The 25220-nt window shown below is 62.8% G+C and carries 34 protein-coding genes and 1 pseudogene; 11 read left to right on the forward strand and 24 right to left on the reverse strand.

Annotated elements, in window-relative coordinates; genetic code table 11:
* Positions 1 to 53: 53 nt before the first annotated feature.
* From AC5FRZ_RS16620 to AC5FRZ_RS16685, 14 genes and pseudogenes are all read right to left on the reverse strand, one after another.
* Positions 54 to 1310, reverse strand: a complete 1257-nt coding sequence (locus AC5FRZ_RS16620) for an ATP-binding protein (RefSeq protein ID WP_493565159.1) — start codon at positions 1308 to 1310, stop codon at positions 54 to 56.
* Positions 1311 to 1348: 38 nt separating this feature from the next.
* Positions 1349 to 1969, reverse strand: a complete 621-nt coding sequence (locus tag AC5FRZ_RS16625) for an Atg14 domain-containing protein (RefSeq protein WP_255318056.1) — start codon at positions 1967 to 1969, stop codon at positions 1349 to 1351.
* 79 nt (positions 1970 to 2048) lie between these two features.
* Positions 2049 to 2717, reverse strand: a complete 669-nt coding sequence (locus AC5FRZ_RS16630; protein WP_170095261.1) for a hypothetical protein — start codon at positions 2715 to 2717, stop codon at positions 2049 to 2051.
* A gap of 188 nt (positions 2718 to 2905) precedes the next feature.
* Complete coding sequence (locus AC5FRZ_RS16635) at positions 2906 to 3478, reverse strand: TorD/DmsD family molecular chaperone (protein ID WP_493565160.1); 573 nt, start codon at positions 3476 to 3478, stop codon at positions 2906 to 2908.
* Entirely contained in the window at positions 3471 to 4799 is a 1329-nt protein-coding gene (gene nrfD, locus AC5FRZ_RS16640) for an NrfD/PsrC family molybdoenzyme membrane anchor subunit (protein WP_493565161.1), read from the reverse strand. The genes AC5FRZ_RS16635 and nrfD overlap by 8 nt, the downstream gene beginning before the upstream one ends.
* Positions 4799 to 5167 (reverse strand): 4Fe-4S dicluster domain-containing protein, encoded by a 369-nt coding sequence (locus AC5FRZ_RS16645; RefSeq protein ID WP_493565162.1) that lies wholly within the window; start codon positions 5165 to 5167, stop codon positions 4799 to 4801. Before AC5FRZ_RS16645 ends, nrfD begins: the two co-directional genes overlap by 1 nt.
* Complete coding sequence (locus AC5FRZ_RS16650; RefSeq protein WP_493565163.1) at positions 5080 to 5571, reverse strand: 4Fe-4S dicluster domain-containing protein; 492 nt, start codon at positions 5569 to 5571, stop codon at positions 5080 to 5082. Before AC5FRZ_RS16650 ends, AC5FRZ_RS16645 begins: the two co-directional genes overlap by 88 nt.
* 2 nt (positions 5572 to 5573) lie before the next feature.
* Positions 5574 to 8072, reverse strand: a complete 2499-nt coding sequence (locus AC5FRZ_RS16655; RefSeq protein WP_372480824.1) for a molybdopterin-dependent oxidoreductase — start codon at positions 8070 to 8072, stop codon at positions 5574 to 5576.
* A complete protein-coding gene (locus AC5FRZ_RS16660; RefSeq protein WP_153555106.1) occupies positions 8065 to 8304 on the reverse strand; it encodes a 4Fe-4S ferredoxin N-terminal domain-containing protein in 240 nt (79 codons plus the stop codon). The genes AC5FRZ_RS16655 and AC5FRZ_RS16660 overlap by 8 nt, the downstream gene beginning before the upstream one ends.
* A gap of 305 nt (positions 8305 to 8609) precedes the next feature.
* A complete protein-coding gene (locus AC5FRZ_RS16665) occupies positions 8610 to 8855 on the reverse strand; it encodes a helix-turn-helix domain-containing protein (RefSeq protein ID WP_493565294.1) in 246 nt (81 codons plus the stop codon).
* A gap of 71 nt (positions 8856 to 8926) precedes the next feature.
* Positions 8927 to 9280, reverse strand: a pseudogene (locus AC5FRZ_RS16670) (helix-turn-helix domain-containing protein); the annotation flags it as partial.
* A 167-nt stretch (positions 9281 to 9447) separates the two neighbouring features.
* The gene (gene moaA / locus AC5FRZ_RS16675) at positions 9448 to 10449 is read right to left on the reverse strand and encodes a GTP 3',8-cyclase MoaA (RefSeq protein ID WP_493565164.1); all 1002 of its coding nucleotides are present in this window, start codon (positions 10447 to 10449) and stop codon (positions 9448 to 9450) included.
* A 36-nt stretch (positions 10450 to 10485) separates the two neighbouring features.
* The gene (locus AC5FRZ_RS16680) at positions 10486 to 10722 is read right to left on the reverse strand and encodes a hypothetical protein (protein ID WP_493565165.1); all 237 of its coding nucleotides are present in this window, start codon (positions 10720 to 10722) and stop codon (positions 10486 to 10488) included.
* Between the two features lie 266 nt (positions 10723 to 10988).
* Positions 10989 to 11333 (reverse strand): AAA family ATPase, encoded by a 345-nt coding sequence (locus tag AC5FRZ_RS16685; RefSeq protein ID WP_493565166.1) that lies wholly within the window; start codon positions 11331 to 11333, stop codon positions 10989 to 10991.
* Between AC5FRZ_RS16685 and AC5FRZ_RS16690 the strand changes: the two genes are divergently transcribed.
* From AC5FRZ_RS16690 to AC5FRZ_RS16700, 3 genes are read left to right on the forward strand one after another with little or no spacing between them, the layout of a single operon-like run.
* Entirely contained in the window at positions 11332 to 11517 is a 186-nt protein-coding gene (locus tag AC5FRZ_RS16690; protein WP_493565167.1) for a hypothetical protein, read from the forward strand. The two genes, AC5FRZ_RS16685 and AC5FRZ_RS16690, sit on opposite strands and share 2 nt — an antisense overlap.
* Before the next feature lie 48 nt (positions 11518 to 11565).
* Complete coding sequence (locus tag AC5FRZ_RS16695; RefSeq protein ID WP_493565168.1) at positions 11566 to 11745, forward strand: hypothetical protein; 180 nt, start codon at positions 11566 to 11568, stop codon at positions 11743 to 11745.
* The gene (locus AC5FRZ_RS16700; RefSeq protein WP_493565169.1) at positions 11742 to 11885 is read left to right on the forward strand and encodes a hypothetical protein; all 144 of its coding nucleotides are present in this window, start codon (positions 11742 to 11744) and stop codon (positions 11883 to 11885) included. Before AC5FRZ_RS16695 ends, AC5FRZ_RS16700 begins: the two co-directional genes overlap by 4 nt.
* A 24-nt stretch (positions 11886 to 11909) precedes the next feature.
* On the opposite strand, the gene AC5FRZ_RS16705 is transcribed toward AC5FRZ_RS16700, so the two are convergent.
* On the reverse strand, positions 11910 to 12176 hold the full coding sequence (locus tag AC5FRZ_RS16705) for a hypothetical protein (protein WP_493565170.1): 267 nt from the start codon (positions 12174 to 12176) through the stop codon (positions 11910 to 11912).
* Positions 12177 to 12353: 177 nt separating this feature from the next.
* Here AC5FRZ_RS16705 and AC5FRZ_RS16710 point away from each other — a divergent pair, with 177 nt between their 5' ends.
* Complete coding sequence (locus AC5FRZ_RS16710; protein WP_493565171.1) at positions 12354 to 12554, forward strand: hypothetical protein; 201 nt, start codon at positions 12354 to 12356, stop codon at positions 12552 to 12554.
* Between the two features lie 317 nt (positions 12555 to 12871).
* Positions 12872 to 13477 (forward strand): hypothetical protein, encoded by a 606-nt coding sequence (locus AC5FRZ_RS16715; RefSeq protein WP_493565172.1) that lies wholly within the window; start codon positions 12872 to 12874, stop codon positions 13475 to 13477.
* 50 nt (positions 13478 to 13527) lie between these two features.
* On the opposite strand, the gene AC5FRZ_RS16720 is transcribed toward AC5FRZ_RS16715, so the two are convergent.
* Complete coding sequence (locus AC5FRZ_RS16720) at positions 13528 to 14262, reverse strand: IS6 family transposase (RefSeq protein WP_493565173.1); 735 nt, start codon at positions 14260 to 14262, stop codon at positions 13528 to 13530.
* Between the two features lie 174 nt (positions 14263 to 14436).
* Between AC5FRZ_RS16720 and AC5FRZ_RS16725 the strand changes: the two genes are divergently transcribed.
* Positions 14437 to 15093, forward strand: a complete 657-nt coding sequence (locus tag AC5FRZ_RS16725; RefSeq protein WP_170095423.1) for a helix-turn-helix domain-containing protein — start codon at positions 14437 to 14439, stop codon at positions 15091 to 15093.
* A 45-nt stretch (positions 15094 to 15138) separates the two neighbouring features.
* Here AC5FRZ_RS16725 and AC5FRZ_RS16730 read toward each other — a convergent pair whose 3' ends face one another.
* Positions 15139 to 15378 carry a hypothetical protein gene (locus tag AC5FRZ_RS16730; RefSeq protein ID WP_012807445.1) on the reverse strand — a complete coding sequence of 80 codons (240 nt, stop codon included), beginning with the start codon at positions 15376 to 15378 and terminating at the stop codon, positions 15139 to 15141.
* A gap of 164 nt (positions 15379 to 15542) precedes the next feature.
* Here AC5FRZ_RS16730 and ric point away from each other — a divergent pair, with 164 nt between their 5' ends.
* Positions 15543 to 16247, forward strand: a complete 705-nt coding sequence (ric, locus tag AC5FRZ_RS16735) for an iron-sulfur cluster repair di-iron protein (RefSeq protein WP_493565174.1) — start codon at positions 15543 to 15545, stop codon at positions 16245 to 16247.
* A gap of 133 nt (positions 16248 to 16380) precedes the next feature.
* Here the strand turns inward: ric and AC5FRZ_RS16740 are convergent, their stop codons facing one another.
* Positions 16381 to 16836, reverse strand: coding sequence for a metal-dependent transcriptional regulator (locus AC5FRZ_RS16740; RefSeq protein WP_493565175.1), 456 nt, complete (start codon positions 16834 to 16836; stop codon positions 16381 to 16383).
* A gap of 319 nt (positions 16837 to 17155) precedes the next feature.
* On the opposite strand from AC5FRZ_RS16740, the gene AC5FRZ_RS16745 reads away from it, so the two are divergent.
* Positions 17156 to 18019: a hypothetical protein gene (locus AC5FRZ_RS16745; RefSeq protein ID WP_493565176.1), complete on the forward strand. Its 864-nt coding sequence runs from the start codon at positions 17156 to 17158 to the stop codon at positions 18017 to 18019.
* Positions 18020 to 18030: 11 nt separating this feature from the next.
* Here AC5FRZ_RS16745 and AC5FRZ_RS16750 read toward each other — a convergent pair whose 3' ends face one another.
* Positions 18031 to 18942 carry a hypothetical protein gene (locus tag AC5FRZ_RS16750; RefSeq protein ID WP_493565177.1) on the reverse strand — a complete coding sequence of 304 codons (912 nt, stop codon included), beginning with the start codon at positions 18940 to 18942 and terminating at the stop codon, positions 18031 to 18033.
* Between the two features lie 248 nt (positions 18943 to 19190).
* Between AC5FRZ_RS16750 and AC5FRZ_RS16755 the strand changes: the two genes are divergently transcribed.
* Positions 19191 to 20255, forward strand: coding sequence for a DUF2249 domain-containing protein (locus AC5FRZ_RS16755; protein ID WP_493565178.1), 1065 nt, complete (start codon positions 19191 to 19193; stop codon positions 20253 to 20255).
* Positions 20256 to 20257: 2 nt separating this feature from the next.
* Positions 20258 to 20560: a hypothetical protein gene (locus AC5FRZ_RS16760; protein ID WP_493565179.1), complete on the forward strand. Its 303-nt coding sequence runs from the start codon at positions 20258 to 20260 to the stop codon at positions 20558 to 20560.
* 74 nt (positions 20561 to 20634) lie between these two features.
* On the opposite strand, the gene AC5FRZ_RS16765 is transcribed toward AC5FRZ_RS16760, so the two are convergent.
* The 4 genes from AC5FRZ_RS16765 to AC5FRZ_RS16780 form a co-directional block, all read right to left on the reverse strand.
* Positions 20635 to 20919: a sulfurtransferase TusA family protein gene (locus AC5FRZ_RS16765; RefSeq protein WP_170095418.1), complete on the reverse strand. Its 285-nt coding sequence runs from the start codon at positions 20917 to 20919 to the stop codon at positions 20635 to 20637.
* On the reverse strand, positions 20912 to 21919 hold the full coding sequence (locus AC5FRZ_RS16770) for a hypothetical protein (RefSeq protein ID WP_493565180.1): 1008 nt from the start codon (positions 21917 to 21919) through the stop codon (positions 20912 to 20914). Before AC5FRZ_RS16770 ends, AC5FRZ_RS16765 begins: the two co-directional genes overlap by 8 nt.
* A 445-nt stretch (positions 21920 to 22364) precedes the next feature.
* Positions 22365 to 22988, reverse strand: coding sequence for a DUF7998 family protein (locus AC5FRZ_RS16775; RefSeq protein ID WP_493565181.1), 624 nt, complete (start codon positions 22986 to 22988; stop codon positions 22365 to 22367).
* 166 nt (positions 22989 to 23154) lie between these two features.
* Positions 23155 to 23400 carry a glutaredoxin family protein gene (locus AC5FRZ_RS16780; RefSeq protein WP_170095415.1) on the reverse strand — a complete coding sequence of 82 codons (246 nt, stop codon included), beginning with the start codon at positions 23398 to 23400 and terminating at the stop codon, positions 23155 to 23157.
* Between the two features lie 137 nt (positions 23401 to 23537).
* Between AC5FRZ_RS16780 and AC5FRZ_RS16785 the strand changes: the two genes are divergently transcribed.
* A complete protein-coding gene (locus AC5FRZ_RS16785) occupies positions 23538 to 24260 on the forward strand; it encodes a PP2C family protein-serine/threonine phosphatase (RefSeq protein WP_493565182.1) in 723 nt (240 codons plus the stop codon).
* Positions 24261 to 24337: 77 nt separating this feature from the next.
* Here the strand turns inward: AC5FRZ_RS16785 and AC5FRZ_RS16790 are convergent, their stop codons facing one another.
* Positions 24338 to 24994: a hypothetical protein gene (locus AC5FRZ_RS16790; RefSeq protein WP_170095413.1), complete on the reverse strand. Its 657-nt coding sequence runs from the start codon at positions 24992 to 24994 to the stop codon at positions 24338 to 24340.
* Positions 24995 to 25220 lie beyond the last annotated feature (226 nt).

Raw genomic sequence — 25220 nt, forward strand, 5'->3', positions numbered from 1 at the left:
GTCGTCGCCCTCCCGCTTCCGGACCGCTCTCGATAGCGGGCGGCGTCCGCGGATCACGCCACTGTCCTCTCACGCGCCGGAGCCAAACTCTCGGTCCCACTCGTCGAAGCGCCGCACGCTCTCCTCGGAGAGCGAGGCCGAGAATGCGTTCGAACGCCTCTCGCACGTCCTGTGGCCGGACGGCGTCGACCGAGAGGTCGTACTCCCCTGACGGCGTCGAAGCCGCGGTCGGCGACGGACGCCAGCCCCGTGTTCGACCGGTTGATCATGGCGTTGACGGCGGCCCGACACACCGCCTCCACGTCACTGCCGGTGAAATCGCGGTGGATACACTCGCTGGCGATCGCCTCGACTGGTGTGTCGACGCGTCGCCCGGTGTCTGACAGCTGGAACGCAGAGGGATCTCCCTCGAAGGTAATCCCGCCCTCGACGGTGTTGATCGCGACGATCTCCTCGGCCGCGCCCACGTCGGGCAGCGGGATCAGCACCCGCCGCGGGAAGCGACGACGGATCGCCTGATCGAGGTCCCAAGGGGTGTTTGTTGAGCCCAAAACCATCACGAAACTATCGTCGTTCTTGTCGATCCCGTCCAGCTCCGACAGCAGCGTGTTCAACACGCGCCGAGACGTTTCGTCCAGGTCGGACTCGCGGGACTGTGTCAGCGCGTCGATCTCGTCGAGGAAGACGATGCTCGGACTCATCTCCTCGGCGAGATCGAACAGTGCGGTGATCTGCTTGCTCGTCTCGCCGAAGTACTTCGAGAGCAGCCCGCCGAGCTTGACGTCGAAGAACGTCGCGTCGAGCGAGCCAGCGACCGCAGACGCCAGCAGCGTCTTCCCGGTTCCCGGCGGGCCGAACAGGAGGACGCGGTCGGTCGCGGCGACGGCGTCGGGCTTGTCGTCGATGCCCCCCAGCGTGATCGTCCGCTTCAACTCGCCTTTGACCTCGTCGAGGCCCCCGATGTCGTCCCACGTGACCTCCGTCTGGGAGATGAACGATTCGACTTGCTCACGAAAGTCCGACTCCGGCTGTTCGGCGTCCTCGGCCTCGCCGCCGTGGTCCTCGCCGATGTCCTCTTCGGAGAGGGACTCGCCGCTCTTTAGCTTCGAGATCGACGACTCCAGTTGCTCTTTGCGATCCGGATACGTCGTCTCCCGGATCGTTTCGAGCTCTTCCAACCGATCGAGAGACTGTGAGAACGCTTTCGCGGCCTTCTCGTGGTTCTCCTGATCGAGGTGTGACTTCCCCTTCTTGAGGTACTCCTCGTACTGTTCCTGTAGGATGTCCTCTTTGTACTGTCCGAGATCCATAGTTACAAAATTAGTGTGACGGGAACGCGGCGAGCGCGTTAGCGACCCAGCTCCTCGTTGAAGATGTCCTCACTCTCGTCTTCTTCCTTCGTGAGCTCGCTCAGCGAGACCGGGTCTTCGTTGGTGTCCTGGAACAGCGTGTCGATCTCCGACTCCTCCATCGTCGCCCCGAAGTCCTGCGAGACGCTGGTGAGGGTCCGGTTGAGCTGGTCTCCCTTGCGCTGGATCCACTCCGTGTCCTTGTTGCGCTTCTCGATCTCGCGGACGATGTCCTTCATGAACGCCTGTACGTCCTCCTCGCTCATATCTCGGAGCGACGACTGGGGCTGCTCTTCGAGCCGTTCTTTGGCGTTTTTGGCAGCCAGCAGGGTGGTGTACTCTTCCAGCATCTCCTGCCACGCGGCTTCCTTGTTCTCGTAGTCCCGCTTGAGCTGCTTGGCCTTTCGCTTCAGTCGCTCTTTTTTAGGTCCGGCGACCTTCCGCCCCTTCTCGACCAGTTGCTCGAACTGGTGATCCAGCCGTTCGAGCTCCTGTTCTTTCAGCTCGATCTGAGTTTCGAAGGTCCGCGCTTCGAGATCGAGTTCGTCGGCGTCTTTCTCCATGAGCTCGTTCGAACTTCCGCCCCAGCTACCTGGTATCCAGTCTCTGAACTGAACCATATACGAGTACATGGTAGGCACCATAATAAAACTTTGGCACTAAACCCACTCTACTGGATCTCCATATCGGAGAAAACCGCTACGAAAACTCGACGGTCTCGTCGTCGCCGTCTTCGCTCAGTGTGTCCGATTCCGTTTCGATGTCCCCCACTGCTGTGGGCTCTTCGCTCACTTCTTCGTCGGTCTCGGGGGTGTCGTCGCTCCACTCTTCTTCGAGTTCAGAGCCAGTGTGGAGCTGGCTCGCGCCCTCACTGAACGAGTCCAGGGTGTTCGAAGAGAGCGTATCTGTCTGACCGAGCACGTCGTGTAGCTCCTCGTTTTTCATCTCCTCTCGCTGGAACAGCCGGACCAGTTCGCTCTGTTCCATCTCCCGGAGCTGGCTCCAGTAGTCGTCGCCCCGGCTCTCGCCGATCTCCTTGATGTTCGCCAGGTTCGAGGCCAGATTCCGCTGTTTGCTCGTCTCGTCGATACGCCCTCTTACGGTTTCGAGCTCCTCTTTGATCTCTTCTGCGTCGCGAAGGAAGTCCTGTGCTTGCTCTTCGTTACCGGCTTCCTTCGCCGACTCGTACTTCGAGCGCTTGTCCTCGAGCGCTTCTTTCAGCTCTTCTCGGCGACTCTTGAGCTCGTCGAGCTTCCGTTCGGCCTCCTGACGTTTGACCTGATGGTCCTCTTTCGGACGATCGAGCAGGTGGCCGTCGTCACTGTCGCCAAACAGTGAGCCGAACCACGACTTCACGGTAGCAAACATAGTTGCTATCTTTGGTCACAGATGCATAAATATGCGTGCAAGTGGCTATCACACGAGAACGGTCGTATCAGCGACGGCGGCCCGGAGTTCTTTGCACGGCGCGCGAACTGGTCGACTCGTGGACCGACCCTGCGAGGGACGCCGTCGTCCGTCGCGGAGGGTGACATCGACGGTGCGCTACTGGCGGATCACCGTGTGAGGACTTCGATCGTTCGCTCGATCACCGCCCGGTAGAACGGCCCCGGATCGTTCTCCCGGAGTCGCGCTGCGAACGGTTCGATCCACGTGCGCGGGTGTTCGTCGAGGAACTGCTCCAGCGTGTCGTCGTCCTCGGTGGCGGCGAGGTAGGCGGCGAATTCGAGTTCCGTCGCGATGTGGTCTGGGGGTTCCGATCTCGAGTCCCGCAACTCCAGTCCGTACTCGGCGTACCAGCGCGCAACCGCCTGTGTCGCCGGCCCGTACACCGGACCGACGTTCTGTTCGTCGCCGTCGTGGTCGCCGTCCCGATAGACGCTCTCGTAGGGCGGACACTGTTCGGGACCGGGACCGATGAACAGTCGCGTGTACTCGACACGCAGGTCGTCCAGATCGACGGCCGCCTCGCTCTCGTCGAGCCACGCGATCGCATCCGACTCGACGGCGGTACGCAGTTCCTCTGACGGCTCGCGCCAGCACACCGCCAGGGTGCCCAGCGTGTCGGCCGTCGGCAGTCTCGTCTCTCCCGTCGGGTCGTCGACCGCCGTCGCGGTGTCGTCAGTCACACCCGCCACCTCCGCCGTCTGGGGCGTATCTCTCCTGCTCGGTCTGTCGCTGGAGCGGGACGTATCGGAGCCCGACGGTGACGATCAGTGCGCCGAATGCGACGATACCTGCGGTCACCACCAGCTCGATCACCGTCGGCGTGTACGCCCCCGTCGTGGCCCAGATATCCGTCGTGACACCCGCGTACTCACCGCCCAGCGAGATGCCCGGCGCGGCGTCGATGTTCACGCTCTCGTAGCCGGTGAACACCAGCCGAACCCCTTCGAACAGGGTGCCGAACACGGCGAGTACGCCCGCGACGAATATCACGGACAGTCGCTTCCTGAGTTGCGGTGTCGCCAACAGCACCAGCGGTAGCGCCCCGCCGACGCCGGTCCAGAGCCAGAAGTAGACCGAGTCTCCGATGAGGAACTCGCTGGTGATCGCCCAGAAGCCGAAGTGGTCTGCCCACGCGTGTGGCAGGCGCTCGGCAGCCAGGAGGTAGACGACGTGAAACGCCAGGAAGATACCCAGCATCTTCCCCAGACTCGTCAGCTCGTCCCGATCGGCGTCGAAGCCCGTGTAGCGGTCTGCCAGTATCGAGACCACGAGCAGGAGCCCCAGTCCGGAGACGAGCGCCTTGGCGATGAACACCGGTGCGACCAGCGGGCTGAACCAATCACCGCGGCCGACCTGCGTCGCGAAGATCCAGCCGGTCACGGAGTGGAGCATCACTGCCGTCGGCAACGCGACCGCGGCGGTCCAGAACAGCAGCTTCCGGTCCCGATCCCGGCCGGCCTGCGTGTCCTCGGCCCCGAAGGCCAGTCGCGATCCGCGGGCGGCGAGGTCTCGCCGGGTGAGCAACCAGAGGTACCAGACGTTCAACACGCCGTACAGGACGACGATCCCGAAGTCCCAGACCATCGGCGAACGAAAGTCCGGCGACGTGAAGAACTGATACAGCCGCTCTGGGCGGCCGATGTCGGGCAGGATGAGCAGTCCCGCGACGATGATACAGGCCAGACTCACGAGCACACCGAGCCGCGCGAACCCCTCGTATCGGTCCGAGTGGAAGAACTTCGGCGCGCTCGAGATGATGAGCCCGCCCGCCGACAGCCCGACGAACATCACGAACAGCATGATGTACAGCCCCCAAGAGAACACGTTCCGCATCCCGGTCACGACCAGCCCCTGCTGAGGCTGGTACGCCCACGCTCCGAGTCCGGCGACCAGGAGCACGCCCAGGAGGCCGAGCCAGACCTTCGAAACGACCCCGAACGAGGACAACACGGGGCTGCGGGCCGTCGACGTCGCCGATCTCTCGGTCACTTCACCACTCATCAGTCGTCACCCCACACTGGGTCGGCAGTGGCTCCTTGCATCGACTGCTCGCTGTCGGGGTCGCCGGCCTCCTCGGGCGTCGGCTGTTCGTCGAGTTCCGATTCGAGTTTGTCGCTCGTCCACGTCCGACCCGGCGTCATCTCGCCTTGCACGTAGTAGGTGTTGGGATCGGTCCCCTTCTCGTCGAGCAACTGCTCGGTGTTGTACTCGTTCACGTACTTCGATACCGTGCTGGTTTCGTCGTCGAGATCGCCGAAGATCCGGGCGTCTGCGGGACAGTTCACCGCGCACGCGGGATCGAGCCCTCCCTCGACGCGGTGGCTACAGAAGGTGCACTTTTCGACGACGCCCTGGGGCCGTTCTTCCACGTCCCCAGTTCCCTCTTCTGGGAGGTGCTGTGGCTCGTCCCAGTTGAATACCGAGCGTTGTAGGGACACGCAGCCATGCAGTACCGGCACCCGATGCACTTGTCGTAGTCGATCTCCACGATCCCGTCGTCGCGCTTGTACGTCGCGTTGACCGGACAGACCTTCACGCAAGGTGCGTTCTCGCAGTGCTGACAGGCCGTTGGCTGGTACTGCATGTCGAGGTCCCCGCTCTCGCCGTCCTCGGGGTACGACCCCTCTGGCGTGTCGATGTGGTCGCCGCCGACAGTCAACACTCTGTTCCAGAACTGTCCCATCGGGACGTTGTTCTCTTGCTTACACGTCACGGCGCACGTCTGGCACCCGATACACCGCTCTTGATCGATGACGAGTCCGTAGTTGGTCATGGTCAGTCACCCCCTGCGGCGTCGGCGTTCGAGCCGCGGGGATTGTTTGCAGTGTACTTGCTCGTGTCGAGGTCCTCCGGAGCCGGTTCGACCTCCACGCGCGTGTCGTAGAACGCGAAGTTCCCCGTCGCGTCGCTGATGTCCATGTGGGTCAGGTCGTTGTGGTGGCCCCGCACGAAGTCCCGGACCCACCACCCCTGATCGGTGTTGACCATCTCCGGGCGAATCCCGTTGTTGTACTTTGCCTTGACGACCATCTCGCCACGGTCGTTGTACACTCGAACGTAGTCCCCGTCCTCGATGCCGCGTTGCTTCGCGGTCTTCGGGTTGATGTCGAGCTGGGGCTGGTCGTTGATCTCCCGCACCCAGGGCTGATACTCGTACTGCGAGTGAATCCGCCACTTGGAGTGTTTTTGCATGAACGTGAGCGGATACTCGTCGGCGTTCTCCCAGTCGTCGTCGGTGCGGCTCTCGAGTGGGACGGGGACTTCCAGCGAGACCGGTTCTCCTACATCTGCTCCACTCTCGGTCGGTGCGTCCTCGTCGTATATTTCGAGCCGACCGGACGGCGTGTTGAACGCTCCCTTGTAGAGGACGGGGTCGTCGTCGATGTGTACGGAACCCTGTTCGACGAGCCTGTCGTAGTCGATTCGGTCGTCGTTGGCGATAATCTGCTCGATCGCCTCGCTCTTGTCCGAGACGAACTCGTCACCGTAGCCGAGCCGATCGGCCAACTGGTTGATGATCCACCAGTCGTCTTTCGCCTCCCACAGCGGATCGTGGGCCGGTTCGCGGTAGTTCACGTGGGGGTGAGTCCCGGCACTAATTATGTCCTCGCGGGTAAACCAGTGTGAGGCCGGGAGGACGATGTCGGCGTGCTGTACCGACGGCGTGTGGTGCATGTCGGCAACCGCGATGAGGTCGAGGTTCTCTGCGGCGTCGAGCCACCGCTGGCGGTTGGGCAGCTGGTTCGCGAGGAAGTTCGACGCCTGGCTGTACATCATCTTGATCTGGTACGGGTCACCGCTCTCCATCGCGGTAATGATCTTCGACTGAGGGAGCGGCGACGTTCCCGGGGCGTCCTCACCCGCAGCAAAGAAGCCACCGCTGTCGTAGCCACTGCCGCTGGGATGTGAGGCGTGAATGTTCCCGTGGCGGCCGAAATCACCCGTCAGGCTCAGGAGGGTGGCGTAGGCCTGCCCGAAGACGTGTCCGTACTTGTAGCGGTCGACGCCGTAGCCAGAGGCGATACCACCGGGACCGCGAGTTGCGAGCCAGCGCACTGCCGTTCTGATGTCCTCGGCCTGCAGGCCCGCCGTATCGGCTACCACTTCGGGCTCGTACTTCGACGCTTCGCGTTCGAGCGCCGTCAGGCCGGTGTGTGTCTCGACGCCGTCGACGGTGTACTCTCCGAACAGCTTGTACTCGCCGTAGGTCTCCGGTTCGAGGGCCACCGGTTCGTCGGTCGCTGCATCGAGTGCGACCGGCGTCTCTTCGTCACCGTCTTCGAAGACGTCTGCCGTCTTCAGCAGCTTCCCGTCGTCTTCGCGGACCAACGCCGGTGCGAGCGTCCGCTTCCGGAGGAACTCGGCGTCGTACAGTTCCTCGTCGAGGACCGTCTGGATCATCGCCATCGCGACGTGTGGATCTTTCCCCGGCCGGACCGGTAGCCAGAGATCAGCTTTCGACGCCGTGCCGGTGTACACTGGATCGACGACGACGAGCTTGGCTCCGCTCTCGATGGCGTCCAAGAGGATCGAGGCGTCTTGTTGGAGGTTACTAGCGAAGATGTCGGAGCCCCAGACGATCACGGTGTTGGCGTTCTCCCAGTCCTCCCCGAAGTTCGTATTCGCGTTGAACCAGCCAGCCCCGGTTACCCGCCTGAAACCTCGCCCGGTGTTGATGTCGATCGACCAGGACATCTGGGTGCCGCCAAAGAGGGCGGACAACTGCCCCTGCATCGACCCACTGAGTCCGTAATCGCCCGATCCGGTCTCGAAGTAGACGCTTTCTGGCTGGTACTCTTCCCGGACTCTCTCCATCTGGTCGGCGATGTAATCCAGCGCCTCTTCCCAGCTGATCCGTTCGAACTGCGCTTCCTCGCCGCGCCCAGCGGGTTGCGGATCGTCTGGTGACCAGTTCACGCGCTTCATGGGGTACTTCAAGCGCGTCGCGTTGTAGACGCGCTGCGTGTGGGTGAGCCCCAGCATGCAGCCGCGCTTGTACCGCTCGTCTTCGGGAACGTTGGGCTGGACTTTCTTTATCCGTCCATCCCGAACGAACGCTCGCAGGGAACACTTCCCCCGACAGTTCGGGGAACACGCGGTGTTGAAGACCTTGTCCTCACCGAGGAAACTGGTGACCTGGTTGGCGGCTTCTCCCGAGTCGTCGGCGGGTTGGAGCGTCGAGAGCACGCTGTCCGCGCCGCCGAGCCCGACCGCGGCGACGGCACCGCTCTTCAGAACGTCCCGGCGAGAGGCCGTGAACTCGTCGTCAGTCATCGAATCCCTCCGGTTTCGTGGGTCGCTCGTCTGTTCCGAACTCTGCTTTGACCTCCTCGTGATACTTCTCGTGGAACTCCTCCTCGGTTAGCTCACCGTTCGTGATCTTGATGGCGTCTTCGGCCATCCGCTTCCCGAGATCCGGGTCGTATCCACACCCGTCGAGGATCTCGTCGGCAACCTCGTCCCACTCTGGTATCGGCTCGTGGGCTGGTTGCGATTCTTTTGTCATACGTTTCAATATCGCCCGCTCCCGTCGATATCCCTTCTTGTGGATTATGAAGTGGTTTAAATGGGGGTGGATGTCGACATCGTCGTCGAGAGGCGCGTGTCGCGTCTCGTCGGTCGCCGAGATCACTCTCGCCGTTTGACAGAACTCGTCGCCTCGGACTGCCGAAATACGTCACAAACGAAGGCTTGGCGGTGTTGGTCGTCGTCGCTCGACCGGTGCAATCCTTATACTGCCGGCTGTAACTTCGTGAGGATCTTCGCCACCCCGGGGTGGCGAAATCGTTCACAGACGTACAGCCGGCCGTATTAGTTGGTGGTCGCGTTCGCAAATGCCCCGACGGTAAGCGTCGACTCTACGGCGTTCAAACGCTGCGAGCACGCCGACTTCGAGATGTCGAGATCGTCGGCCAGCTCTTCCAGCGACGTTTCGCGTGGCGTCGCGTAGTAGCCGGCGGCGACGGCCCGCGTAACGGCCTCACGCTGTTTTTCCGTAACGTCGTCGAGAGCGAGTGTGACGGTCTGTCCGCTCGTCTCGTCCGTCCCCGTGTCGATTCGTTTCGAGCTTGTCGCAGATGCAACTCACTCGTTACGTCCCTCAACGACTCGACCAACTCGGTGAGCCGGTTCCTGTCGGGCAGATACGTCTCGACGCGGACCGACTCCTCGGTGACGTCGACGATCTCCGGGATACAGTCGAACGTACCGAAGACAGCACAGAAACAGGCTCCGTCGACCTCACTCGCCGAGTGAACGATGTCTGCCTCCTCGCAACCCGGAGACGCGGGAGCTTCCTCCGACTGAATCGCCATCTCGGTCTGACACTGGTCGTGTAGTAACTGCTGTCGTACCTCGACGACGTCGCCGTCGGCGTCTTCGAACTCGTCGAGTGGACAGTCACTGTCGAGTACGGGTTTGATATCGAAAGCGACATAGAGATCCCGTCCGTCGTCTCGCTGTTTTGTCGTAGTACCTTGCATATCCAATAGGTGTATCTACAGCCAGCGCAGGTATACGAACCCGGCTGGTTCTCACTCACTGAGAACGAACGGGTGACGTTGACGTGTCTGATACCGTCGCCGTCTGTCGGTGTCGCAGCTCGCGACCTCGGTGCTCTAAATTTTCGAAACAGTGGCGGCCGACAGTATCAATCTGAGGAGCCGATTGCAGCAGTCGTCTCGACGTACTTTTCGTTGCGCACCCAGTCGCCATCTTCCTCGACGAGGTACTCTCCGTAGTACGGGACGCGGTTGCTCACCGTTTCGACGAACGCCTCGCGGATCTCGGCCCGAGACATGCCCCGGATCGATTCGTGATCGTCACGTCGGTTGAGACAGCCTCGCAGCCGACCGTCATGGGTCACGCGGATGCGATGACAGTTCGCACAGAACTGCGGGTTCTCTACGGGATCGACGATCTCGACCACACCCGTGCTCTCGGAGTCCGGTGACTGCACGTGGTACCGCCGCCGATCGTGCATCTCGCGGGTCTCGACGCAGTCGGCGCGGTCCTCCAACCAGCCGTGGACGCGGTCGATGTCGATCGCCCACTCTGGGTGGCCGGCGAGCTCGGGCATGTACTCGACGAGCTGGAGCCGGAGCCCGTCGCGCTCGGCGACGTGGTCGACCATCTCTGGGACGTAGCCAGCGGTCGGCTCGAAGACGACCATGTTCAGCTTCACCGGCGATAGTCCGGCATCAAGTGCGGCCTCGACGCCTTCGAGAACTGTCTCGTAGGCACCACTCTGAGTGAGATCGGCAAACGCCTCTCGGTCCATCGCGTCTTGCGAGACGTTGACGCGGTCGAGACCGGCGTCCACGAGGGCCTGCGCGCGGCCCGGGAGGAAGGTCCCGTTGGTCGTCATCGAGACCTCCATCTCGTCCGGGGCCTGGCGGACGATCGCCTCCAGATCCGAGCGCAACATCGGCTCCCCGCCGGTGAGCTTCACGGCGTCGACGCCGAACTCGCGGACGACGCCGAGGAACCGACGGATCTCCTCGGCCGAAAGCTCGTCCTCGCGTGGTGTTGCCGGTCCTCGCGTCTCTCCCAGTCCCTCGTTGTGACAGTACACACAGTCGAAGTTACAGCGGTCCGTGAGCGAGACACGAACCTCCGTCACTGCCCGCCCAAAGTCGTCCTGAAGGACCATACTGCCGCTTTCTCACACGGCCTGAAAACACCCCGTTCAGTTCTCACGCATCGATAACGGGACGGCGGGACAACAGAAGTGGACTGTGTCACAGATGAATGTGCTCTCGTTCGTGGATGTTGCCGGCAGCGGCAGTGCGCGGTCGGAGAGCGTCTCGATCACGTCCTGCTCGGAGACGCCGGGTTCGTTCTGCAGCCGGATCGCTTCGATCATGAGTGCCTTTGACTCGGCGTCGGTGCTGTGGCCGGCCTGTCGCCACGTCGAGAGCATCATGTCGACGACCGCGGCGAAGTCCTTGTGTCGGAGTGCGTCGGTGACCAGTCGCTCGATCGCCTCTTTGTCGCGGATGTCGTCTTTCCGACTTCATCGCCTGGGCGTCGGAGTACAGCTCGTCGGTACGCTCCTCGGAGATGTGGTTGATGTGCTGCCAGTGATCCAGCAGGATCTCGACGACGCTGAGGAAGCGGTCGCGTGACACGTCGCCGATCCGGACGCCCGTCGACTCGCCGCCGGAGATCGGCCTCAAAATCAGCAGTTATTCAGAGGTCGTGTCGTCGGCCTCGTCGCGACGGCGAGATGCCGTCAGGACACTCGATCACCGCTGACGGTTCTGCACGCGAACCGGAGCCGATACCACAGTCGCGCAAGAGTTCGTGGATGAGTCCTGTCTGCGTCGACCAGCGGGCGGTGTCGACGTAGCCCCAGCGGACATCGCCGTGGGAGGCGATCTGCCTGGCCATGTAGCGCGCCAGTGTCGTCTTGCCCGTTCCCGACGGGCCGAAGATACAGATCGTCTCCGCCGGGCCGCCACTAGCCAGCGGTTCCAGCACTGACGCGAGCTGGTCGGCTACGCGGAGGTGGCTTAGATGAGTAGTACATATCATGTTCTTAGAGCATGGAACAGATATCATAGAAAAGGTAAGAACGATGCAGATCATCGGAATTGCGATGATATTGATCGGGCTCTTACAGGCAGTACTGGGGATAATGGACGAGGGTCTCGTGTTCGCGGGGCCCGGAATACTGTACGCTCTCCTTGAAGTCGCTCATCTCCGGTTCGAAACTTAGATGATCGGTCAGTCGACGCGGCTACCGAACAGCAGGAGGCGGATCGAGATGACTGAGACCGACCGCGAGAACGCCCACGTCCCGTGGCTGTGCGAACACGAGCTGCCCGGCGACGACCTCGTCGTGTCGAGCCACTGGGGCCACGGGACGAAGGCCGCGACGACCGCGACCCGCTGGCCGACCGCGGCGTCTTCGACGCGCTCCGTGCGCCTGCTGGGCTGTCGGTGACGTTCCCCTACCAGGACACCGAGCAGGCCCAGGGCGGCATGATCCAGCAGATTGACTGGATGGGCGACGCCGCCGACGGAGCGGGCGAGGCCGTGACCGACGGTGGCCAGTCGGTCGATCCGGGGTCGGACGATGACTGACGCCGGAACACACTCTTTGATCGCTCAGCGCTGCCAGATGACGGTCGATCCGTCGTCGGCTTCCGCCACGCCGACGCCTGGGTCTGCGTTCGACCAGTCGATGTCTGGTGAGTCGCCCGATTCTGGCTCCGAGTCTGAAAAGCGGATCTTCAAGAGTGCAATGACTGCCGAAACGTCGAACACTGACACGTCGAATACAACCTCGAGCATACACAATACATGGGCGAGGGCGAAGAAGGCACCTAGTCTACCGCGAACTTCGTGGGCAGTGGCGGGGTATATTGCCTCCAAGTGGTGCCGGAGAGCAACCGCCGGAATGGCGGTTGCTACAAGCCTGATTCCGCGCCTCTCGGTAGCTAAGCCGACTTCTGGGCCAATCCCGATTTGGCGACACTTTGGAGGGCTGCCGACCGAAACGGCCCGGCTACGGACTTCGTCTTATAAGGGTTCCATCCGGGGGTGCCTGCGATGAGCGACGCTGGCGATCCGATGCCGGGCACTGGCGTCCCGGCGTCGGAGACGAAGTACGGCGAGCAACTCTCCGAGGACGGCACCGACGCGCTGCCAGACGAACCCACTACCGACGACGACCCGGAGCCACGCACGGAGGTCACCGATCACGAGATTGACCTGATCTACCACACCGATCCGGGTGAGAGGCTGTGTTGAACCATAGATGGCGTCGGGATAGGACGCTAAACCGAAGGAGTTGAAGCGAGAGACTTCAGTTGTTCATGACACTGATGCACTACAGAATCCACTAAACAGCCGTATTTGGAGTGTCAGCGACGGGTTTTATTGTGTGGGACAGGGCGCAAACGGGGTCTGGTTCATGATTCTTGTCGTTGCGAACAAACATCCAGAACATCCTCTCTACAGTGCGACCGTGTTGACGGAGCTCCGTGGGAATTGGAACGGAGGAAGCGGTGCTGAAAATGAACTGCAAGATCCGAACGGCAAAGATGCAAGCGAGTACAATTGCTAACATGTCCAAAGACAACTCTCAGTCTATAGAGTGTACAGCTGACGATCTTTGTAACGAGGGGGAAGTTGCGAGTGCAGGCTTTCACTATGCCTTCGCTGCATACCGGGAACTGGGAGAGTCTGTACCGAACTACGTAGATCAAGTGTCATCCGGTCTCTCGCTGTTATTGAAATCCACATTCTGTTTCCGAATGGCCGGTCGCGATAAGATGCACTCCACAAAAGCTAGACAGGGAGTATTGATGGCTGATGAGTTTCAAGAGCAGTTGGCGACGACCGTTGTCGAGGAGGGAGCATTCCACGAGTATTGTGGTGACTTCCAGATTCTCGGCGAACTTGATGATAACACGTCGCGATACGATGATGCGCTTCAGGCGTATCGAGATTACGAGCGGGAAACGACTGTCAGCCAGCGGATTGGCCAACTCTCGGAGCCGATTTTCAAAGAAAACACAAAACTTCTTCGTAACCTTCATTCTATGGCTGGAGTTGCGCTTGAGGACGACCTACTGACAAAAATAGAGTTTCAGTCTCCAGTAGAGCGTGTCGAATACAAGCGGAAGCAACTCCCCCATCTCATCAAAGACGCGATAGAATCATCGGCATAGTAAGTCGACATCCTATTAACAAAGCAAATCTTCGGCCTCAGCGGCACTGTCTAGTTCTGGATTTCCTCGGCTGGCGTTCGTCCGTCGAGCGCTTGATTCGGTCGTTCGTGGTTGTAGTGGTGTCTGAAGCGTCGTAACCACTGTCTGGCGCTCGATTGACTGCCCCGCCAGTACGTGTGAAAGCGGTCAATTCGCATGGTGGCGGTCTGGAACCATTTTTCGATGTGGTTCCGGGTTCGATAGTCGAGCCGACCGCTCAATTCGTGACGGGCGAGGGCAGTCAGATAGCCACCAGCATCAACGAGAAACTCTGTGTCGCCGAGATCGTGTTTCTCAGTGAGTCGGTGCAGAAACGCCGCTGCGGGATCAGTCCCACGGCGGCTGAATACGTCGACTTCGAGCAGTAACTTTGAGTCAGTGTCGATCGCGGCGTACAACCACTTTTTCTCACCGTCAACTTCGATCTGTTTCTCATCGACCGCGACCCGCGACGGCGCTGCCGTCCTCAGATCGCTTGCGATCTGATGGGCTGCACGAGAGTTTGCTCTCGTGAACGTCGGCGGGTCGCTCTGTGCTTCAGACAGCGTATGCACCCAATTCCAGACCGCACCATGGGAATGATCGACACCCAGCAACTCTAAGATCGCCACCGTCTCCCTGATCGACAGTCCCGACGTGTGGAGACGCACTCCAAATCGCCGGACGGATGTCGGAGTGCGCTCGTTCTCCCAAACGTCTTGATCGTCCGTTTCTAACGTTTTGCTGAGCAGGTCTGCGAGTTCCATGGACAGTTCTCGCTACGGCCTGCTCGTTCCTCAATCCCTCAACTAGACCGTGCCTAATATACGGCAGACCCGATGATGTTCACGCCAACGTATTTTTAGCCCCACCTAAAACACGCCCGTACACAGAACCGGAGCGGTCCTCTCGGACACGCCGGTGCGTCCCTCGATTCCACCATGCCCTACGCAGAACTCACGATCACGGTTCCGAAGTCGGTCTGGATCAGCGAACTGTCCCGTGCGTATCCCGAAACGCGGTTTCGCGTGCTCGCGGCGACGGCCAACACCGCCAGCGGCGTCGCCAGAATCGAAATTCTCGGCGACGACGCCGACACGATCTGTGCGGAGTTCCGGGAGTACGACTCCGTGACCGACCTGACGGTCTTCGACACCGAGGCCGGGACGACCCGCGTGCAAGTCGAGACGACGGTCCCGTTGTTGCTGACCTCGCTGCAAGACTCCGGGGTACCGCTGGAGATGCCGTTCGAAGTCGTGGACGGACAGATGACGCTCGAAGCGACACTCCCACAGGAGACGCTCTCGGAACTCGGCGAGACGCTCGACGACTTCGGCATCCAGTACACCGTTGAGCGAATCCGACAGGAGCCCGAATCGGATTCGCTCTTGACCGAACGCCAGGAGTGGGTGCTCGACGAGGCGATCGAACGGGGCTACTACGACACGCCCCGACGTACCACGCTCGTCGACCTCGCCGACGAGCTGGGCGTCGCGAAGTCGACCTGTAGCGAGATCCTTCACCGCGCCGAAGGACGGGTGCTGAAAGAGTACCGGGACGACGACGCTCCTTCCGAGGTCGTGGCGTCGTCCAGCTGACTACACTCGGCCGGCGCTGGATCGTCGGGTCGCCGGCTACCGACCTCACCGACAGATGTCACAGCCGATCGACCAGAGCGCGATCAGCGCGACGACGACCGGGACGTGAGCGACGACCAGCAGTGGGGTCGTCAGCCACCCGAGTTCGAGAGCCCGACCGACCGCCCGAACCGCCGTGCCGAGCAAGGGCAGCGACAGGAGCGCAAGCACCGTGATCCCGACCCGCGTGGGAATCGACCGCCGATCCACCGCCGTCCTGATGTGTGTGACGTGTTCTCGAATCATTTTAGGTTTACCTAAACTATTGCGTCTTCGGATGGCGACGGATCGAACGTGAATTCTTTCCCGAACTGATTCGGACGTGCGATCGGCCGAAGTCGGCCGTCGATCGGTCGGAACTGTTCGGGTGAATCCTCAAGAACGCTCTCGACGACGTTTCAGACGAATCCATGACTGACGCGATCGATCCGACGCGATCACTCGGCGCGCTCGTTCGAGACAACCTGGCCTACGCGGCGGTCTTCGAATCGGTGGGGCTCGACTACTGCTGTGGCGGAGACACGACCCTCGAAGCCGCCTGCGAGGCCGAGGGGATCGACCTCGACGACCTCCGCGAGCGGCTGGCGGGCGTCGAAGAAGCACCGGACGGCGACGACTGGGAGACCCACGCGGAACTGATCGCCGACATCGTCTCGACGCACCACCAGTACCTCCGCGAAGAGCTTCCCTCGCTGGAAGGACTCGTTCGCAAAGTCGCGCGGGTCCACGACGAGAACCATCCGGAGCTACGGGAACTTCGGTCGGAGTACCTCGCACTCGCCGAGGAGATGAAACGCCACATCGACGAGGAGGAAACCGACCTCTTCCCGATCGTCGAGACACTCGACCGCGGAGAGTCGCTGACCGACGCCCAGCGAGCGACACTCGGAAACGAGATCGCCGAGCTGGAGGCGGACCACGCGGAAACTGCGAACCGGCTCGAACGGCTCGCGGCGCTCACCGACGGCTACGCCGTCCCCGACGACGCCTGTGCCAGCTACGAGGCGATGCTCGAACGGCTCGAACGACTCGAAACCGACACCCACCGCCACGTCCACAAGGAGAACAACGTGCTGTTCGCCGAGGTCGAACGACAGCTGCCGGCCAGCGCATAGCCGGTCGCGCACGACTGACTCGACGGCCCGCGAGCCTCGCAGGCGGGGCGAGCCGTTGACGCACCGTCTCGCGACCGACGGCGCTCCCGCTCCGGGGCCGTCAATCAACCACTTCTGTGGCTCGCCGACGCTCTCAGGCCACACACTGCGCGTCGCCGTCCGAATCCGGACAGAGCCCGAGACAGGCCGAATCGGCGAGCGCACGCAGGCGGAAGAGGCCGGTCTCCGGCAGCACGAACCCGATGTCGAACGCCGTCTCTTCGTCGAGTGTCACGTCCAGTACCGAATCGAAGAAGGTCGCGACGACGCAGAGTCGCCAGCCGGCCTGCGTCGCGACCTGTTCTCCCCGCTCTGTCAGCGCCACGCCCTGATACTTCTCGTGTTCGACCAGTCCTCGGCCGTCGAGCTTCGTCACCATCTCCGTGACGCTCGCGGCGGTCACGCCCATGTACTTCCGTAGCTCGCCGGTCGCAACTCGATCGGTCCGTGACTCGGCGAGGACGGAGATCGCGAAGAGGTAGCGTGCCCCACTCCGCTCCGTCTCCGACGGCCCGAACGACGAGGGGTCCATTTGGGACTCCGAAGCCATACCGTACGATTCCTCGGACACGTGTGAAAGCGTAGTGCCGAACCGATTCGTCCCGTCTCGGATACTCTGTCGGCCGAACGACGCTACTCGCCGGGAGTGAGCGACGCAGCCGGTTTCGCGAAGTTCGCCGAGGGAGCGAAGCGAGGGGCGGACTGAACTCGGGGGGCACGTTCGGTCGAATCCCGTCCGACCGCGCGAGCCGCGTCGAGAATACGCCGGCCTGATCACCCCCGGAAGGCGAGGCGCCAACCGCTTCACGTCGGTCGAGCCGAACATCTCCCGACGTACTGTTTAGTTTAGGACGCCCTAGATAGGTGGTATGGAGGCGAGCGAAAACGAGCGCGACGGACCGACGGTACTGGGAAAGGCCGTTCCGATGCGGACCCTCCGACCACGGCTCGTCCTCGGCTTGCTACTCGGCGGTTCCTTCGCTGGCGTCTGGCTCACGCACGCGGGCGGTCCTTTCTGGGTTCGGATACTGTTCTGGCTGCTCGTCGTCACCGCGGGGCTGCTCGGCGGCGGCCTCTACTGGCGACTCGTCATCTTCGACGAGAGCGGCTTCGAGGAGTGTGGCGATCGTCGGCACGTTCGCCGCCGGTGGCGACGGTTGGAGGCGGTCGCAGTCGTGGGCTCTGCGCTCGCTGGCACCACCGCAGTCGTCACCGGGACGGCTGGTCCGTCGTTTGGAGCCCGGGTGCTCGGTGTCGGTCTCGTCGCCGGACTCCTCCCGTGGTTCGGTGTTCGGTACGCCGGAGCGGACTCGGCTCTGACGGGGCCACTTCGATCGGTGCTTCTCGGTACCGTTCTCGTCTCCCTCGGTAGCTTCGCCTGGATCGAGACGAACACGACGGTTCTTGACTGGGCGATCAGGGCGGGACATCTCGGGGCCGTCTCCCTGTGGATCGGTGGGGCCGGCTGGCACAACTTCGTCGTCCTCCCGACGGTGCGATCCCGTCCCGACGCCGGGGACGCGCTGCGGTCTCAGGCGCGAGCGTTTCGCCGCCACCTGCCGGTCGTGATCGCGCTGGTGGTCCTAACCGGACTCTATCAGACCGATCGCCTCCTCGGGCTCGCACCGTCTGCGGTGCTGGGTTCACGCCTCGGCCACCTCGTCGGCCTCAAACTCCTCGTTCTGACGACCCTGACAGCGATGGTCGCGGCGACGTACAGACGGACGGGGTGACCACTCGCGACTCACGGCGTGGGACTGTGGCCGGCGTCGCGTCGTTCGCCGGTTTCGAGGACGATCTGCCCGGTCGCGAGCTGCGTCAGATCGGGCGTCGCGTCGGCGTGTGGATCGAACGCGGTGTAGGCAAACGCCTGCCAGAGGGCGCGCTCGGGGTACGGTCGCCGTGACAGGTCGACGCCGAGCGCCGTCGCGAGCGCCAGATCGTCGAGTTCGCCGGTCGCCGTGGGGACCGAGAGCGGATTCGGGAGCTCTTCGAGGTCCAGACCGAAAGCCGGGAACAGTCGGTACGTCGTTCCCGGTGCGGGGTGGTGGAGTTCGCGCCGGCCGGGGAAGCGGACGACGAGCTCCGGAGTGATCGTCTTCGGGCGACCGTCCGCCCCGACGGGCTCGACGCGCTGCTCGGCGAGGCGTATCCGACGCCGTTGCCCCAGCGACAGGTCGTGTCGAGTCCCGTCGACCTTCAGTTCGACCGCCGACCCGACGTGTCGCTCGATCGAGACGGCCGGGGCTGCGTAGGCCCCGACGTGGCTCGTCGTCACGTCCCCGCCGATGGTGCCATCGACGACGACCGTCGTCCCGCTCGCGCCCTCCGTGACGAGCGGTGGCCCCTCCGCTGGCAACGAGTCGAACCCGACGAGCTCGTGCGTGGTTCCACAGGCCAGTTCCCAGTCCCGCGGTTCCGCAGTCGATGACGCTAACGCGGGTCGCCAGTAGAAGACTCGCGACGTTGCGCCGAGTTCGTACGGCACCGCGTCCGGAAAGAACCGGTCACCGATCTCGGTCGGCTCGAGCCCGGGATGTTCGAGTTTCAGTTCCAGATACGGGCGCTCTCGGACGATGGGGGGTGACACCTCGTCTGGCGGGACCTGCCGCCACTCGACTGGGACTGCGTCGTCGGCCGTGTTTGCTTCGTCCATTGGTGGTGTGTTGCGGGCCGGCAGCTGTTCGTGGTTTCGTGGTCTACACACGCGACTGCTCTCGTCGGTGTCGTACTCTCGACCGACGGCTACCGTCTCCGTGTCCCCGAGTTTCGAGCGAGACGGTCGAGTGTGTTCGGCCGAATATCTCCGCCCGCGGGTCGCTCTCGACTGTCGGGTCCTCGATCACGGTCCCGAAAGGATTCGCCACGGAGGTAATGGGATCGGGGCGAAAACGGACCGTAGAGATGGCAACGGAACTCGACCTGCGAGAGCACTCGGAAGACGAGCACCGCCGGACGCTGTTCGACACGCTGTCGGAGACCGAGACCGGGGACACCGTCGAGATCGTGGCGGATCGCGACCTCGATCACCACCTGGTCCGCTACCAGATCGAACACGACCGGGAGATCGAGTGGATGTACGCGGATCCCGACGAGGAGCCGCGGGAACTCAGCGTGACCAAGCGCGATCCGCTGGCGGGCGACCTGGGAACGATCGACGTTCGCGACCTGAAGCCCCAGCGCCGCCACGAGGCACTGCTCGCGATCTTCGACGAACTGGGGGCCGACGAGGGGTTCGTCCTGCTCAACGACCACGATCCCAAACCGCTGTATCACGAACTCAGGTCGATGCACGGCGACGTGGTCGACTGGGAGTACAGCAGTCGCGGCGACGACGGCTGGCACGTCGAGGTCGTCAAGACCGGCGAGTCCGACGCCGACGACGAGGGCGTCGTCACCCGCTACGACGTTCGCGACATCCCCAAAGAAGAGCGCCACCCGACGATTCACCACCGCTACGGGATGATCCCCGAGGGCGGGACGATGGAGCTGATCGCCCCCCACGAGCCGCGACCGCTCCGCGGGGAGTTCCAGGAACGGTACGGAAACGCCTTCTCCTGGGAGATTGTCGAGAACGAGCCCGGTCGTTGTCGCGTCCAAATCACGAAAGCGGCCGGCGGCGACGCCGACGGTTCCGGGGACACGAACGAGACGGAGGCCGACGACGAGGCGGTCGAGGTCCTCGAAGAGCTGGACGTGCGCGATCTACCGCCGGCCCAGCGCCACGAGCAGATCTTCGCCGCGTACGACGACCTGACGGCGGGAACGGGGTTCGTGCTGGTCAACGACCACGACCCCAAACCGCTGTACCACCAGTTCGAGGCCGAGACTGGACCGGCGTTCCGCTGGGAGTATCGACAGAAAGAGCCCGGTGAGTTCAGAGTGCTGATCGGGAAGACGAAAGTGGCCGGCAGCGAACCGTCCGGCCGGAAAGAAACGGTCGGCGACGCGTCGAACGCACCGTTCTGACGATGGCCGACGCCGACAGCGCGAACGGCACCGATCCCGACACCGAGACAGTCGCAATCACGTTCCATCCCCAGGAGTGGGTCGACTCGCCGGGCGAGTCCCACGACTGGGACCGGCGACAGCTAATCCCCACCCGCGAGCGAGACGGGGCTACCTACCGCGTCCCGCGGATGGACGCGACCGACGATGCGGACGACCCGTACCCGGACGAGTCCTACGAGGCTAACCTGCTGGCGGACCACCCGAGAGCCCCCGAGTGGGTGCGTGACTGGGACGGGCCGTACTACGTGACGATCGAGGACTGATCGTCGTGGGAGTCCACACGACCCACGTTCCATCGCAGCTGTGACTCTCCGGGAGGGACGACCGGCGGACGCGCTCACTCCCGACGTATCTCCAGGTAGGTCGTGTACTCCTTGCGGAGGAGGCGTCCGCGCTCGCTCTCGATGGCGAGCAGTTCGTGTGGCGTCTGCGCTGCGAGCTGTGGATACTCGCGTTTGGCTCGGCTGTCGGTGCTCCGGATGACCAGTACGGCACCGTCCGGCAAGTCTTCGAGCGCTCGCTGTACCCGAGCGATCCCACTCGCACAGCCACGACCCCGGTTGTCGACGGTCATCTCCGGCTCGACATCGGGCGCGGTGTCGGGAATCGTCGGGTCAGTCATCGCTCGTCACCTCCGTGAGCGGGTCGTCGTCCGCCGGTTCGTTCTCTCCGGGGTCGCTCTCGCCGACCTCGTCGAGCTCACACACACCTTCGATCGGCGAACAGGCCCGCCACATGGGGCAGAGCTTGAAGATAACGACCAGCAGACCGACGAACCCCACCTTCGCGAGGACGGCCACGCCGACGCCGCTCCCGAGATACGACGCGACGGCCCTCCCCAGACTGTCCACGGCCTGGAAGAGACCAGTCACGAGCAGCGTCGGGATGATGAACCGAACCGCCCACCGAAAGCGCTCGAGCTGTTGGCCCGCCGCTCGGACGACGCCGATCGTCGGCCGCTTCTGTCCGGTCGGAACGGCGACGAAGATGTTCCACACTGCGCCGCCGATCCACACCGCAAACGCCGTGAGGTGGAGTATCCGGACGCCTACGGCGATCGGATCGAGACTGCGCATCGCGACGTCTGCGGTGGCCGTCGCGACGACGACCGCCAGTGCGAGGGCGAGCCCGGCCAGCCCGATCGGACTCCGGAACTGGCGCTCGACGGACCCACTCCGACGTGTCGTCACGACTGCCAACGCGAGCCACGCGCCGACCAGCGCTGCGTATCCGAGAACGCCTGCCGTCCGTCCGAACGCGCTCAGATACTCCCAGAGGACGACTGCTCCCCCGACGACGAAAACGGCGATGGAACCGAGAGCGATACGGTCGAACCGGTCGTACATCTCCGCGCAGTAGCCGGCGGCCTCGTCACCGAGGTCGGACGGGCGCACGAAGAGGTGCTTCCAGACGAGCCCTCCCGTGAGGACGCCAAGTGCGACGAAGTACGCCCACTTGGCCACGGGGACGATCGGCGCTGTCGTTCCGCTGAGTCTCGTCGAGACCCACGTGCCGACCAGCGCGGCCAGCAAAATGACGGTCAGAGCGACCTTCGGGAGCGTGTATCTGTCGAAGAGCGCGTCCGTCTGTTCGGCAGTGGTCTGCGTTCGTGAGTCCGGCATAGCGTGTGGGTTCTCCTCACCGGAAGATTCGGCCGCCCGAAGCTAACTCTCGTGGCGGAGATATTCGGCCGAGGTTACACGGAAGCCCCTTGCTCGGGTCGCCGGGACGGAGTCTCTCTCGATACATGTACGCTTCCGAGTACCGCGTGCGCTCGGTGCGTGAGGCGTCACCGACCGGAGATCAGCGACGTGAATGGGACGCCGAACGGTTCCATCCGTCGACGACGGTGTCCCCGACCGGGTGGCACGACGATTCCCTTGAGTAACATCTAATCCGATGGGCTAACAACGAGCATCATGGGTGATCCTGCGTGTTATCGGGATTACTGTCCGGCGTGTGACCGCCAGCTGACGATCACGGACGAGCGTTGTCCGGAGTGTGGCCGACGTCTCCCGAAAGACGAGGAACCAACCGGATAGGTACCGTCTGCTCCCGGAGACGACTTTAGAATGGGGCATCCGACGAGCCACGGCTGGAACCTTCGCTTTGCATGCTTCGCTCCATCGGGTTCGAGCCGACCGCATCGCTGTCCTCCGGGACGACGGTCTCGTCGTCGGTTTCGAGGTACTTTCGTTCGAGTTCCGCGAGCTGGTCGCTGATCTCCTCGCTCTGGTGGTGCATCGGTGCTGGTCGGACCCGCACGAGGTCGTACTCGTGGCGAGCAGCGAGCCCGTTCCACGCCCGGAACGAGCCGATCGTGAGCGTGTGGGTCTGTGGGCAGAACGGCGTCGTTGGCGTAAACTCTGCGCGGAGGACGCGATCGACGCGCTCGTCGTCGACGGCGTCGTCGGGGTCGTCGCGTTCGACGGCGTACCGATAGCCGGCGTTCTTGTGCCGGGTATCGAGATTCAGACGCGCGAGATTGTAGTTGAAGGTCATGTCGTACACCTTTCGGTCCTCGAACAGCTCCCGGGCCAACCGGTGGAACGCGACGTGGTCGCTCCCCGCCAGCACGTCGTGACCTTCGAGAAATCTGTCGGGCATCGGGTTGTGGTCCGGATCGAACTCGTCGTAGCTTCCGAACAGTGAGTCGTCGTCCTCGCCGAACAGTGACGGGATACTAGGCATACGCGTCACTTCTCCGTCGCCGACCGTCCCTCTGTTGCCGGAGATATTCGCGCGACAGAGTCCTGTCTGGTAGAGAAACCGAGGAACGCTAGCCGGGCGAACGCCACCGTGTACCTTCCCACCAAAAACCGACCAGTCCGCTGGCCGGATCGAGAGCGAACGTCGGTCAGGCCACCAGCTTCTGTCGCAGTTCCCGTTCGTCGACGCGGAACTTGAACGCCGGCCGGCCGTCGACGAGCACGTAGGGGACGCGGTCGCCGTACTCCTCGCCCAGCGACGCCTCGTCGACGTCGACGACTTCGATGTCGACCGACCGAGCCACCGACTGTGTCACCGTCCGTATCGTCTGGAGTGCGTCCTCACAGAGGTGACACTCCTCCCGGGTGTACACCGTCACTGTCGTGTCCGCCATCGTCTCGGTGTTGGTCCAGCAGCGTGAAAACCGATGCGATGGCCCGGCCACCGAACCGTCGTCCCCTCGCCCGGCAGTACAGTTATCTGCGACGCGTGATAACCGATCGGTCACGATCCGTTCGTCGCAGCTCAACTATGATCTCTTACTGTCACAGCAACGTCGGCCAGCAGCGTTCCGAAAACGAGGATGCGGCTCGCTGTGCGTCGCTCGACGACGGGCGCGAACTCGTCGTCGTCGCCGACGGCATGGGAGGCCACTCGAAGGGTGCCGAAGCGAGTGCAACGGCCGTCGAGCGACTGTTCGAAACCGTCACGTCGGAGACGCCAGAGGCCGCCGACCGGCCGGAGGACTTGCTCGAACGCGGCTTCCGGGCCGCACACGACGCCGTGACCGACCTCGCGGCGGGCGAGCGCAAGACGCCGGGGACGACGCTCGTCGCTGCACTCGTCGCGGACGACACCGCGACGATCGCCAACGTCGGGGACAGTCGCGCCTACTACGTCGACGAGGAACTCCGGCAGGTAACCACCGACCAATCGCAGGTCCAGGAACTCGTCGAGGCGGGCGAGATCACGCCAGAAGAGGCCTCGAACCACCCGATGAGTCACGTGCTGTCCCAGGCGATCGGGACTGCCGACGACCTCGACGTCGACCTGTACACACAGTCGATCTCGGAGGGGTGGCTCCTGCTCTGTACGGACGGGCTCACCGACCCCGTTCCGGAGGACGCCATCGAGGCGACCTGTCTCGACGCCACGTCGCTCGAAGCCGCGGGGACAGATCTGATCCGGGAAGCCAACGATCGAGGCGGACCGGACAACGTCACGGTCGGTCTCTGTCGGACCGAAACGGCGTAATACTGCCGGCTGTTCGTCTCTGACACACGTCGCGACCATGTCGAAACAGTAACTCCAGACAGTGTAAGCCGGCAGTATCACTTCGTCAGCGGGCCGTCGGGCATGCTGAGTGGTTCGCTCTCTTCTTCGTCGTCCAGTTCCTCGTCGAGGTCGAACTCCAGCGTCGCAGAGGCCTCAGAGATTTCCTTCATCCGCTCGCCGTGCTTGTCCGTCTCGAGAGCGGTCGATCCGCCGACCGACGCCTCCATCTCGGCGGAGAAGTCCAACTCCGTGAGAATCTGGTCGATCTGCTCGTCCTCGAAGCGCTTGGCGCGAAGCTTGTCGCGGATGGCCGACTGGATCGCCTGTGCGTCGGTGTCTTCGAGGACCGCATCGATCGTCAGGTCCGTGGCCGCGTCCAGTAGCAGGTCGCGGGTCCCCTGGATCGCGTACAGGAGCCCGAGCTTCTTCGTAAGCTGCTGGTACTTTTTCGCGGCGAACTTGTACTGGCGTTCGATATTATCGGCCTTCATCTTCAGTGGTTCGCGCTCGATCGACGACGCCTCTGCGCCGGCCTCGATGATCTCCTGATACTTGCTGTTGAACTGCTTGAGCTGTGCGCGCTTCTGCTTGAGTTCGAACTGCACGTCGTGAATGTCGCCGCGCAGTTCCTTTTCGGGATACTTTCGTGGGTCGAGCATGTGTCGGTTGCTGCCGATTCCCGTGGCGTCGCGGATCCAGTTTCGTAGTTTCATGTTTTCATATCACTCCAGTGCTCCATCTGCTTCCCTTTCCAACTACACCTATCAGTATACTCTATTACTACTTAACTCTTACTCCCTATTTTATTTTGAATTTTCTCTCCATTTTGGAGACTCTCACTGAGCTGCATAGCCACACGAGATACACCGCAAACGCCGCCGTTCTGGCGCTTCGCTGCCAGCCCATTCGGAAAGTGTCGCGACGCTCGATGTCCGATCG

It is taken from the genome of Halomicrobium sp. HArcht1-1 (genome assembly GCF_058933285.1).